Source organism: Brasilonema sp. UFV-L1 (assembly GCF_012912105.1).
Lineage (GTDB): Bacteria > Cyanobacteriota > Cyanobacteriia > Cyanobacteriales > Nostocaceae > Brasilonema.
Map to the genome: position 1 here is coordinate 1 of NZ_QMEA01000068.1, position 12,361 is coordinate 12,361.

12 protein-coding genes are annotated in these 12,361 nt (G+C 41.9%); 8 read left to right on the plus strand and 4 right to left on the minus strand.

The features are described from left to right. A partial coding sequence (locus DP117_RS19630) for a CHAT domain-containing protein (RefSeq protein ID WP_169219954.1) occupies nt 1-2,104 on the minus strand: 2,104 nt, incomplete at its 3' end. A gap of 231 nt (nt 2,105-2,335) precedes the next feature. Further along, nucleotides 2,336-2,926 (minus strand): Uma2 family endonuclease, encoded by a 591-nt coding sequence (locus tag DP117_RS19635; protein WP_248277727.1) that lies wholly within the window; start codon nt 2,924-2,926, stop codon nt 2,336-2,338. A gap of 152 nt (nt 2,927-3,078) precedes the next feature. Here DP117_RS19635 and DP117_RS19640 point away from each other — a divergent pair, with 152 nt between their 5' ends. From DP117_RS19640 to DP117_RS19655, 4 genes are all read left to right on the plus strand, one after another. After that, nucleotides 3,079-3,333 (plus strand): TIGR02450 family Trp-rich protein, encoded by a 255-nt coding sequence (locus DP117_RS19640; RefSeq protein WP_048870520.1) that lies wholly within the window; start codon nt 3,079-3,081, stop codon nt 3,331-3,333. A gap of 653 nt (nt 3,334-3,986) precedes the next feature. Beyond that, a complete protein-coding gene (bchL, locus tag DP117_RS19645; RefSeq protein ID WP_169219955.1) occupies nt 3,987-4,853 on the plus strand; it encodes a ferredoxin:protochlorophyllide reductase (ATP-dependent) iron-sulfur ATP-binding protein in 867 nt (288 codons plus the stop codon). A 29-nt stretch (nt 4,854-4,882) separates the two neighbouring features. Further along, a complete protein-coding gene (locus tag DP117_RS19650; RefSeq protein ID WP_169219956.1) occupies nt 4,883-5,683 on the plus strand; it encodes a DUF5331 domain-containing protein in 801 nt (266 codons plus the stop codon). Nucleotides 5,684-5,810: 127 nt separating this feature from the next. Continuing rightward, a complete protein-coding gene (locus DP117_RS19655; protein ID WP_169219957.1) occupies nt 5,811-7,211 on the plus strand; it encodes a ferredoxin:protochlorophyllide reductase (ATP-dependent) subunit N in 1,401 nt (466 codons plus the stop codon). A 266-nt stretch (nt 7,212-7,477) separates the two neighbouring features. Here DP117_RS19655 and DP117_RS19660 read toward each other — a convergent pair whose 3' ends face one another. After that, complete coding sequence (locus DP117_RS19660; protein ID WP_169219958.1) at nt 7,478-7,696, minus strand: LysM peptidoglycan-binding domain-containing protein; 219 nt, start codon at nt 7,694-7,696, stop codon at nt 7,478-7,480. 342 nt (nt 7,697-8,038) lie between these two features. On the opposite strand from DP117_RS19660, the gene DP117_RS19665 reads away from it, so the two are divergent. Together DP117_RS19665 and DP117_RS19670 are read left to right on the plus strand one after the other, a co-directional pair. Continuing rightward, nucleotides 8,039-8,329, plus strand: a complete 291-nt coding sequence (locus DP117_RS19665) for a DUF5678 domain-containing protein (protein ID WP_169219959.1) — start codon at nt 8,039-8,041, stop codon at nt 8,327-8,329. A 100-nt stretch (nt 8,330-8,429) separates the two neighbouring features. Further along, nucleotides 8,430-9,605 carry a hypothetical protein gene (locus DP117_RS19670; protein WP_169219960.1) on the plus strand — a complete coding sequence of 392 codons (1,176 nt, stop codon included), beginning with the start codon at nt 8,430-8,432 and terminating at the stop codon, nt 9,603-9,605. Nucleotides 9,606-9,629: 24 nt separating this feature from the next. Here DP117_RS19670 and DP117_RS19675 read toward each other — a convergent pair whose 3' ends face one another. Continuing rightward, complete coding sequence (locus DP117_RS19675) at nt 9,630-10,664, minus strand: alpha/beta fold hydrolase (protein WP_211176209.1); 1,035 nt, start codon at nt 10,662-10,664, stop codon at nt 9,630-9,632. A gap of 402 nt (nt 10,665-11,066) precedes the next feature. Here DP117_RS19675 and DP117_RS19680 point away from each other — a divergent pair, with 402 nt between their 5' ends. Together DP117_RS19680 and DP117_RS19685 are read left to right on the plus strand one after the other, a co-directional pair. Beyond that, nucleotides 11,067-11,624, plus strand: a complete 558-nt coding sequence (locus tag DP117_RS19680; RefSeq protein WP_169219961.1) for a hypothetical protein — start codon at nt 11,067-11,069, stop codon at nt 11,622-11,624. Between the two features lie 74 nt (nt 11,625-11,698). Next, nucleotides 11,699-12,343, plus strand: coding sequence for a DUF3318 domain-containing protein (locus DP117_RS19685; RefSeq protein ID WP_169219962.1), 645 nt, complete (start codon nt 11,699-11,701; stop codon nt 12,341-12,343). Nucleotides 12,344-12,361: the final 18 nt, after the last annotated feature.

Consider the following 12,361-nt stretch of genomic DNA (forward strand, 5'->3'; position numbering starts at 1 on the left):
GGGGTGAGGTTGCGCTAACGAGAGGGGCTGGGGGTGAGGTTGCAGCGTTGACAACATCCTCCGTCACAGGCAGGTGAAACACACTCAACCGCGCCAGAAATTTTCGCTCATCCTCTTCCAACCCACTCAACAGCGTTTGCGCCAAAATCTTTTCTCGAAACTCCTGCTGCGTATTCTCCAACCGCGTCAACAACTCATCTGATTCTAAACCCGGTTGCTTAACTACATCTAACAGCCATTTCAACAAGTGTGGATTGCCGTCGGCTATTTTAATTATCCGCTGTTCGTCTACCTGTTGCTTGACTTGTTTATCTAATTCCCGGCAGATTTTATCAACATCCGCCGAATTCATCGCCGCCAAAGATTCTAAATGCAGTTGGTGCGGTGGTAAGGTATCTTCTTTCAGGTAGCGACAGGTAACAATTAACCGACTTTCAGCTGCATTTTCTTCCAGCGCTGCACAAATCGCTTCTAAAATCCGGTAAGCTTCCGCCGTCATCCGCAGCGAACCATCTTCAATATTCGCTTTCGGGATGTTTTGCTCAAAGTCATCCAGCACCAACAACAACGGACGATCAATTTCTTCTGCTTCAATTCTCTCAAAAAAGTTTTGCAGTCGCCCTTTGAGAGAAACTTTTGGTTCATTCAGCAATGCGGGCACATCTGCAAACCGCTCAAATTTACTAGAAAGTTTATTGAGTAACCCTACCTCATCCAAAGGTCCAATTAACACCACCCGCTCAAAATTCGGACGCTGTGTCTGGACTCGCGTACACAACCGCGCCGCCAAGGAACTCTTACCCAGTCCACCCATCCCAGCAATAAATACGCCGATGTTGTCGCTGGTTTCTCTCAATGCCCGTAAAAACCGTTGTAGCGGGCGTCTGCGTCCAACAAATTCCCAGCGACTCGCGACTTTCACAATATTGTTTTCATCCAGAAATTCGCTTTCCGGCTGTGTAAATTTCAGCTTCTCCCGCTTTTTAGTTCTCAGCGGTGTCACTAGTTGCTCAATTTGGCGCGTATCTCGATAAATCCGCAACAGATGCCAGTCGGGACGTTCTTTTGCAATCATTTCCTGTTGCGCTGCTTTGACTGCTTCTTCTACCGTCGCCCCCGTTGCCAAAGCTTCATAAAATGCTTGTGCAGCAATAATACCCGTCCGATCATACACCGGACGCGCCCAACCTAAAACAACACCCGCCCCCATCTTCACCAAAGCCTGCGCCATTGATGGGACTGTTCCCCGGTTGGCGACTTGCCCAGTGTGACAGCCAGAAAGAAAAATTACTCGTGGGAAGCGTCCCCGAAAGGCTTTCGCCAAATCCTCCACGGTAGTCAATTGTACATTACCCACTTCATCCTCGGTGATGAAACACGGGGTATAATCCTTAATTTTTCTGCCTTTTGGCAGCAACCCGCCGAAATCTTCTTGAGTATAAATTATCCCGTGCCCTGTCAAGTGAAAGACATCAAAATAGTCTTCTGGATAAGATTTCACTAAATTAGTTAATTCCTGAACCGAACCGCTTTCCTCTACAATCAAAGCTAGCGGTTGGTCTTTAGTTGCTTGCAGAATATTTGTTTCTTCCCGCTCATAATCAAGAACTGGCTTAATATCTTCCGGCGAAGTCGCCATGAACAGCAACCGCAAAGGACGATTTTGCACGCTAGCCACATTCGTACTACGCTGCTGCACTGAACGCACAGGCAATACTGCTATATCCTGCCGTTCTAGTAAAAACTCTGTGCCATCATGTAGCAATTCCCACGGCAAATGAGCGAGTCCCAGCGCCACCCTTTCTGTTTCCGGGTTCAACCCCTGCGCCTCACTGGTTTTAATTAAATCCAGATATATCGTTTGTTCTTCAGCCTCATCCAGCGCCCTTCTCAGCCATCCTTGCTTACCATCCAGCCATTGGTAAAGTTGGCGTCCTATCTGGAGAAGTAAGGACGGGCGATCGCTCTCATCGGAGTAGTAATTTTGCTCACACAGGTCAATGAGTACACCCAACTTTGCTTGATCCAGAGAACGTGAGCCATAATCACAGCGTAATTCAAAAGTTTGCTGTTGACTGAGGGCGAAGGTGAAAGTCAAAGGCATAACTTGAATGAGTAGATTACATAACAAGCTTCACTGTGTTTTCACTACATTCCGGATGAGTTTTGCAGACGCGCCTTATACAAATTCGCCTAATTACTTACAATAAAAAGACCCTGCCCCTCTCCTTGGTAAGGAGAGGGGTGCCCGGAGGGCGGGGTGAGGTTCTTCGTTTTTTAGAAATATTTATCCGTAGATGATATTACTTAACTGATAACTGATAACTGGTAACTGTCAATCAACTTCTGCCTCAAAATCAACCTTATCGTAAATATCAGCTAGCGAAATTTGAAAAGGAACCGAACCAAGTGACAGCATCACATCAGCATTTTCGTACTCACTAAACAGCCATTGATTGTTATCAGTTTTAAAGTATTTCTCAACATGCATCGTGTACTGATCAATCAGAACATATTCCTGAAAGCTGGAGATAGTTCGGTAAGCAGCAAATTTTTCATCCTTATCATAACTTCTGGTAGATTTTGAGAGAACCTCAGCAATCATCAACGGATTTGTGAGGGTGTCTCTCCGTCCTTCAGCAAATTCAAGTTGTCCCGCAATAACCATGACATCAGGATAAGTGTGAATTCGCTTTTGGGGAATCCAAAGCCGTTGATCGGTGACAAAGACTCGATAAGGCTGACGCTTTAGGGCAAAATTCAATGCACCGCTTAGGTTGAGTGCAATTTGGTTATGATTGGGTGTACCACCTGTCACAGGGATGATTTCTCCATCAATATATTCATGACGTTCTTCTGAATTAACCTCAAGTTCTAAATATTCCTCAGATGAGTAGTTGCGCTGCTCTTGTGCTTGCATGATCATGAAAGTTAAACCCCCAATATTTTGAGTTTGTGATTCATCTGGGTGATTTCGTTTAAGGCGATCGCCTTTCTGTGCTTATATCAATTTCTGCCTAGCTGCGGACATAATGAAATGGGGAAGAAATAACCAATCATTATATTGACTTTTGACAAATGACTAAAAAGCAAAAATTTCCCTACCTACTCGGTTCTAAATGGACAGCGCAGCAAAAAGTCGATGGCTGGCGACATTTTCGAGTTATCAATCGCAAAAATCAAGGTAAATGGGTCTATGCCGAGATGGTAGCAGCTTGTGACCCCAATGTCCGTTTCTGGATTAACGCAAAATTGTTACAAGACCGTTCTCAGTGGGAAGCTGGCTGGCAAACCTTGCAGGAGATGAATTCACCCCAAGAAGAGGTTTCTTGAATAGACTTGTTTCTATAGCATAAAGCTCAGTAAATTTTCATATTTGAGAAAAAATTTAACCAAGATGTCATATGTAAGAAATGTAATAAATTTTTACATTCTTTCAATTGACCTATCACTTTATGAGCTAGTAGTCAGCCACATTAATTTTGACGGGTCGTGAGGGCCGGAAACTGGGTAACTTTTGCGAAACCTGGTTTGGTGATCACCTGTCAAAACTTATGTGGTCGAATACTAGTTAATCAGTGGGTGAGCCAGAAGTAAACACAGTTCACCCTACTTCACTGATATCTCTGGTCAGAGGCATACGGTTTCATAATTTCACATACGTCTTTTTAATGAAAACTATAGATACAGAAAGATTTTAAGCTTTTTGTGTTTTGTAACTTTTTTTATAAAGACTGATTATTAAGAAATAAGATATTTTTGTTTGAGCGATTCAAAAGCAATTGAAAATAATCAACAGTCAAATTCTTCTGATTAAGCCATAATTCACTTGATATAACCCTAATAGACTTGACAACCCCCTTTATTTTCTGTGTAACTTGCACAATAATGACAGTCACGAGACCTCACATATCGCCCCCTCAGGCTAGGTGAAGGTAAGTGTTTGAGCCACGAGTTTAACAAGAAGCTATAAGAGGCAAACAACAGTGAAACTAGCAGTTTACGGAAAAGGCGGTATCGGGAAATCCACAACAAGCTGTAATATCTCCGTCGCTTTAGCCAAGCGCGGTAAGAAAGTGTTGCAAATTGGTTGCGATCCCAAACACGATAGCACCTTCACCCTGACCGGGTTCTTGATTCCAACAATTATCGACACTCTCCAAGAAAAGGATTACCACTACGAAGATGTCTGGCCTGAAGATGTCATCTATAAAGGTTACGGTGGTGTGGATTGTGTCGAAGCAGGTGGTCCCCCTGCAGGTGCTGGATGCGGCGGTTACGTCGTCGGCGAAACCGTGAAACTCTTGAAGGAACTCAACGCCTTTGATGAGTACGATGTGATTTTGTTTGATGTTCTTGGTGACGTTGTTTGCGGTGGTTTTGCAGCACCCCTCAACTATGCTGATTACTGTCTGATTGTGACTGATAACGGCTTTGATGCTTTGTTCGCTGCTAATCGTATCGCCGCTTCAGTACGGGAAAAAGCCCGGACTCACCCATTGCGTCTTGCTGGGTTAATTGGTAACCGCACCTCGAAGCGTGATTTGATTGAAAAGTACATAGAAACAGTGCCTATGCCAGTTTTAGAAGTTTTGCCTTTGATTGAAGATATTCGTGTTTCCCGCGTCAAGGGTAAAACTTTGTTTGAAATGGCAGAATATGACCCCTCTTTAAACTACGTTTGCGATTACTATCTCAACATCGCTGACCAAATTTTGGCTCGTCCGGAAGGTGTAGTGCCAAATGATGCACAAGACCGCGATTTGTTCGCTTTGTTATCCGATTTCTATCTAAATCCGAACAAACCACAGGTTGCTAATTCAGAAGAGGAATTAGACTTGATGATTGTATAAATCATCTTAGTTCCAGGATGGGGGACAACATGGCTTTTTTTGATAGTTTTACAGAGTCTCTAAGGCAAAAGTGGTTGCAATTTTTCCAGGTAAATCGTGACTGGATTTCTTTGCAAATGGAGGTGGAGTCTGTTTACACTCCAGATGGTGGTAGGCGACCACCTTCTTACCTCATCCTGGGAGTCATTAACGCGTTAGAACCAAAGCTGGCGCAGTTAATGCTACCCTTTTCCAAATTGAATCCTGACGCCGATACTTTGGTTGAGGTGCTTGAGTTAAATTTCGATCCAGATATCGCTCTTGGTAACCGTGCCCTTCCCAAATTACGTATGGAAAAACATGGGGAAGAGTCAGATGTTATCTCTGAAAACTCAAGTGATGAAACACTGACAAATCCTCAAATAAGTGGTTTTGGGCAACAGAGAATAGCTAACAAGTTGGATGTCGAAGGTACGAATAAGGAAACTTTAAGAGCACTCCATCCAACCAAGGATAATGTGACTAAAGCAAAGGAATTCCAAGCAACCCAAAATCAGGTTGGTGATTCCTCATCCAACGAGAAAAATTCAAATAACGAGTTTAACCAAGGACATAACTCAGTTGATGAGTTCGGCAACTTTTCTTCTGATGATTTGAAGGAAGTAGACAGCAAAACTTCTGTAGCAAGCGCCTCAGATGAGGGTGAATTTGCTGATGTGTTGTCGAATGCTTGGGGTGCCGAAACCACAACCCAAAAAAGAGAAGCGGATAACGAAACGTTTTTAGGGGAAGAAAAATCATCCGGTTCTTTTGATGAATCAGAGATTGATCGTCTGTTCCCCAAAAGTTAACTTATTCTGTTGAATCTACAAGCGACTGGCTGGTGGAACCATGTGTCACGCATGATGGCAGCTTGGAGAAAATCTTATGCTTTGCTGCGCTTTTAGTTTTAAAAAATGAAGGGGAGAAAAAACCAAAATGACTCTTGCTCAACCAGAAGCTTTAAATTTTGAATGCGAAACTGGTAATTACCACACTTTTTGCCCAATTAGCTGTGTTGCTTGGCTTTACCAAAAAATTGAAGATAGCTTCTTTTTGGTGATTGGTACAAAGACTTGTGGCTATTTCTTGCAAAACGCAATGGGGGTGATGATTTTTGCGGAACCCCGATACGCAATGGCAGAGTTGGAAGAAGGAGATATTTCCGCACAACTCAATGATTATGAGGAGTTGAAGCGGCTGTGTTCGCAGATTAAGCGCGATCGCAATCCCAGTGTCATTGTGTGGATTGGCACCTGCACCACGGAAATCATCAAAATGGATTTGGAAGGCTTGGCACCCAAGCTAGAATCTGAAATTGGTATTCCTATTGTTGTTGCTCGTGCTAACGGTTTAGACTACGCCTTTACTCAAGGGGAAGATACCGTGTTAGCTGCAATGGCTGCACGTTGTCCTGATAAAGCGCCTGTGGTAGAAGCTGAGAAAAACGAGCGCAACGCTATTTCTAAACTGCTCAATTTTGGTAAGAAGAAAGAAGAAGTTGCCAACGAAGAATCTGAGTATGTGGATCACCCTCCTCTGGTGTTGTTTGGTTCCCTTCCTGATCCAGTGGTGACTCAGTTAACCCTGGAATTGAAGAAGCAAGGTATCAAGGTTTCTGGTTGGCTTCCCGCCAAGCGCTTCACCGAACTACCTGTCCTTGAAGAAGGGTATTATGTCGCTGGTGTCAACCCCTTTCTCAGCCGAACTGCAACTACCTTAATGCGTCGCCGCAAGTGTAAGCTGATTGGTGCCCCCTTCCCGATTGGTCCAGATGGAACCCGCGCTTGGATTGAGAAAATCTGCTCGGTGTTTGGTATTACACCTAAAGGTTTGGATGAACGGGAAGCACAAATTTGGGAAAGTTTGGAAGACTACATAAAACTTATTCGTGGTAAGTCTGTGTTTTTCATGGGTGATAACTTGCTGGAAGTTTCTCTAGCACGTTTCTTGGTACGCTGTGGTATGAGCGTTCCTGAAATCGGTATCCCCTACATGGATAAGCGTTATCAAGATGCTGAATTGAAGTTGTTGGAGAAGACTTGTAAGGAAATGGGCGTACCTCTGCCTAAGATTGTGGAGAAGCCAGACAATTACAATCAAGTGCAACGGATTTACGATTTGAAGCCGGATTTGGTGATTACTGGTATGGCTCATGCTAACCCGTTGGAAGCACGAGGGATTAATACTAAGTGGTCTGTGGAGTTTACTTTTGCTCAGATTCACGGCTTTACTAATGCGCGTGACATTCTGGAGTTGGTGACTCGTCCGCTGCGTCGAAATAATAGTTTGAAAGATTTGGGTTGGGATAAGTTGGTGAAGGAAGAAGCGAAGATTTAATTTCACCTGTGTGTAATACATTTTATTGGGTGCGTTGGTGTTTGTCGCGGCGCACCTTTTTTTATTGAACCGCAGAGACGCAGAGAAGCCAGTGCGTTGGGCGGGTTTCCCGACTTGAAGCACCTGGCGCGACGCAGAGGAGGAAAAGAAAGAGAAAAGAGAAAGAAAAGAGCGATCGCGCCGGTTTGGCAGCAGTTTTCTATTGGCTAGAACACAGGTTTTCCGTAGGGGCACAGCAGTGCTGTGCCCCTACCATTAGGTAATTATCAAAGGACATGGCTTTGATTGTGATCGTAAACAACAATGATTTCACATTTGCTTTGGAACTCGGAATATGAGTCAAGGGGAATGAAAAGTTCTGCTCCAGGTACAAGTACAATGACATCTGGATTAGCATCGTAAATGGTTTGCCAATAAGTGCGATCGCCATAAAATTTTTCAGCAATCTTCGGTAGTGTATCACTATCTTCTACGGTGTAAAACATAACGTTTTCGTTTAATTAGTTATAGTGTAGTAAACAGAAGGAAATAACTTCATAACCTTTTTTCTGACTCTATATAATTGTAAGTGGTCTAAACTTACGCACTCTTAAAGAATTGTGTAATGGTGGTTGACGTAGGATGAAAAGAACATAAGTATTTATACTTAAAACTTCCAAGTACCCTATCCTCTTACCCAAGGAGTCGGTAGTATTGAAACCAAAAATTGTTTTGCACCCTTGTCCTGCCCATCATGCTTACAATAAGAGGTAAACAGAAAAGCTGTTTAAAAACACTTGAATTTTTTATTACTTAATTTATTACTTAATTTATAAATTGCAATATATATGAGTCAAGCACCATCTCAAAATGAAAGCCGCGAGATGCTGAAGTGGCTAAACCACAACCGCCAGATGTTATTGGATTTATATCGAAATCAATATGTTGCTTATAATGCTAATGGCTTGATTGCTCACAGTGAAAACTTGCGTGAAGTTTTAGAGTTGGCAGAGGCATCAAAGCAGACTTTTGCAATTTATTTAGTTCCCCGACGCACTGCTTCTATCCAAATTTTGCCAATTCGCTTTCGTACAGTGACTCGCCATGATTGGCAGCCAAATTATCATGTTACTTCTTAAGATCAAGGTTTTGATCACAGAAATTTTGCACCTAATAGAGTTTGCATACGATAAAAGCTAGTTTAAGTTAGATAAGAAGATAGTATATTAGTCAAATACTATGAAACATGAACAACAGCAGGATTTAGAGTCTACTTCTATTAAAGAACCAACAACATCCGCTGATATTGAACAAAATCCCCAGGAAGTTGAAGAAAAAGTACCTTTTAAACAAAGAACGGAGCGCATTACAGCCTGGAGCGAGTTGATTAAGTCAATAACTCCTTTTATATGGGCTGTTGTCATTATCATTGTTCTTATCCCCTTACTAGGCAAAGCTTTAATAACAGATTCGTCTCCTGGAAAATTAAGAGATTCAGAGCAGAATCCTACAAAAGAAGTCAGTGTCGTCATTCCACAAATACCCAAAGATATCGACCAAGCACTCGTTACTGCTCTTAAAAATGCACACTCTCAATCAGAGACTTTTGCTTCAGAACAATTAGATAAATGGGTTGAAGAATTAATGAGCCGTGTTGATGACAATTTTCTCGATTGGTATTTTAATTACTTCAATCAGAAGAAGATGGAGTTAAAAACTCCTTTTACATGGTTATATTCAGCAGTTCTTCATTGGACAAACGAAAAGAAACCATCTCCAGGAGAAGCAGTAGCCGAAAAATTGACTGAAGATTTTCAAACAGAATTTGCTAAGCGTGTCCTCAGACCTAAAATTGCACAGTTAGAATTTGAGAAAATCACAAGAGATAGTGTAAATTTATATCTGGCAGAATTAGGTAAAAATCTTTCTAACATTCAAAGCAGTTACAAGATTCCCCAGGGAGATTGGGAGCGTTATCTTGGTGATATTGCAGTGACTATCAATGATATGGAAGGAAATATTTCTCATTTATCGTTGAAGGTTTTGACTGGTGGAGGTACTTACTTATTTGCAAAAGCAATGATTCCAGCAGCTACAAAACTAGGAAGTAAAATTGCTGTATCCTTTGCCGGAAAAACAAGTGCGAAAATGGCAGCTAAGACTGGTGGTGTAGTGGCTGGAAAAATTGGAGCACAGTTATTAGATCCGATTGTCGGTGTAGGTATAATAATTTGGGATGTTTGGGATTATCATCATACTGTTGCAGTTGAAAAACCAAGATTACGCGAGGCGATTCACGACTATTTGAAACAAGTGAAACTTTCTCTTCTAGAAAATCCCGAAAATGGCATCATGGTAGCAATTAATCAAGTGGAAAATGGTATTTTAAAATCAATTCGACCTTCTCTCCAATAAATGAGAGTTTTCAAAGACTGATTTTCAACAACAAGCTGAGTTTTTATCTTTGAAATAATCAATAATTATTTTCTTATCCATCACTGCCAACATGACCGATAAATCTGGGGAAACTCTTTCTGTTAAGTTTAGCTCTTGAGCAGCAAAATTGAAAGTTTTCCCCTGCAGTGTTTGATAACCAATTTCCAGAAATTCAGCCCAAGTAATATCACTTTCAATATAAGCTTTAGCCACAGTAGTCAGCAGGTCTTGATATTGATTTCCCTCAGCTTTTGTCATCATTGTGTGGGGAATTTCAAAGATTTTATCAAAACTGTGATACCAAGATTTTGCCTGCTGGTCAATTGTAACTTTAGAAAAATCTTGCAATTCACTGTGGTTAATGGCTTGGTCGCTCTCACTAGAAATAGTAAACATAGGTACTGTTAAATTATTTTTGACTCTATCAATAATTTCTTGACCCATATCTAAAAAAATGCGAAGTGCAGGAATACGAAATCCCTCATAGCCAAAATTGGCTGGATGCTCTTTATTAAGCCATTCGTAATAGATTGGAAGAACTTCTACAATAAAATTTACGATGGCATTATTCCCGCTTATATAAGGAGCAAATAATAAAGCTTTCTCGATTGATTGAGGATGTTCTAAAGCTAACCAAGCTGCTAAATTTCCACCTGTGGATAACCCACCAACTATCACTTGCTCTCCTAAACTTTGTGCAACCTTCAACCACGAAAGTGCAAATTCTTGATAAGTTTCGCGTTCGGTTGCTAAAGGAGGTGGATTATCTCCATTCCAATTTCCAGCGACTCCATGACCAGGTTGTAAGGGTACTAAAACATTGTAACCAGCGTCAAATAGTTTTTTGCCTATTGGTTCATACTGATAAGGACCAGCAGTAAATCCATGAAAAAAAAGGCAGACTTTTGATGTTTGATATGGATGAAGAAAAATTTTTGAACGACAAGCATCATTTCTGATTGGTAGAGTTTCCTCAATTGAGTTGACTTGTTGAATGATGGCTGCTTTTGTTGTGCAATAGTCAGAGATATTTGTCATATTTAAACATAGTTAAATCGCTCTTATTTTAGGGAAAATTCACTGAAATTAAATCTGCTACCAGACGTAGAACTGTTAAAATAGAGATTCTGCACCATTCTTTATAAAAAGTCATTTGATTGTGTATAATACAGCAGCAATTCCTGAGTCAGGAGTCAGGAGCGGAGCAAGGAAAGCTCCGCCTCCGGTCAGAAGTAAAAAGAGCTTTCTATCTGCCTTTTAGACTTCAGTAGTGTACTTCATTTACTTGAAATGTGCTGTAAGTAATATTTTAGACAAAGTATTTGTACGTGGAGAACAGAAGACAAGAGAAAAGAAGGTAGCAATGGCATTCTATACTCCTACCCCTGGCAGGTTAAACTAGGTCTGATAACAGCCGCTCTGTGAACATATGAGGCTTTTATGGCAGTAGATCTGCAACAGATTGCTTATTACTTAGACAACTTGGGTTGGGATTACCGTATTGACGAAGAAGAAGATCGTCTTGTCACAGGTGTAGAAAGTGATAACGTCGAAGACTTCTTGATTGTTGTCCAGCTCGACGAGGAGGGAAAATTTTTCCGGCTATTTGCGCCCCAGGTGCTATCAGGGGTAACAGATCATCCTCATAAAGCTGCGATTCTTCAGACGATGCTTTCTATTTCCTGGGAAACCAAAATGTTGCAATGGGAGTATGATCCATCAGATGGAGAAATCCGTGCGATAATTGAGTTTCCCTTGGAAGATTCGATTCTCACAGAAAAGCAATTTAACCGTTGTTTACACGGGTTGATTCAGCTTGTTGATTCTGTGGCGATACCGCGTCTCATCGCGGTTATGGAAACGGGTCATGACCCAGGGAATGTAGAACTTGGTGAGAGAATTTTACTCAGCATTCAGGAACAGGCTCCTGGATTGTTAGAACTTTTAGAAAAAGCGATGGAAGCTCGTAAAACAAGAGGAAGTTTTCCTGGCGAATGAGCCGAATCGCCAGTGAAATCGCTATACTCCAAAGTGATACCCTCTATATACTGAAGTTTCTAGGGCTGGATATTATGACATCCTATGTAACCTCCTCTGCTAAAGCAGAAATGAGTGAACTACGGCGGTTAAAGGGCTTACTACCACCAGAATTGCAGAGCTGGGTCACGGTTGAAGGTACAACTGAGGTGAATCCACCTATAATTCGCAGCGAAGAAATTGGCAAAGACCAAGTCGAAATTCAAATCGACTTGGCAAAATGGGATTCACTGGCGATGGATCAGCGTAATTTACTATTTTGGCACGAAGTAGCCCGCGTCCAAAATGACACAATTCCCAAAGATGGCTGGGAAATGGCGGCTCTGGCAATTGGTTTAGGCGGTGCTGTCGGTGAGTTGTGGGTACAAGATGGATTGTTGCTAGTACTGGCTCTTGCTCTGTGCGGAGTTTCCGGCTGGCGACTTTATCAAAGGAATAATGGCGAAAAACAATTAAAAGAATTAGTTGATGCTGATGATAAGGCGATCGCCCTCGCAACTCGTTTCGGTTATACTCTCCCAAATGCCTACAAGAGTTTAGGTAGCGCCTTGAAAACCCTTATTGACATGACACCCAGCAAGCGCCAGCGCTCTAAATACGAAGCACGGCTTTCTGCTCTTAAGCGTAGTGCCAATAAGGCAAAAGCGAAATCTAAGAATCTTGATGAGGGCGGAATTTAACAGTTATCAGTTATCAGT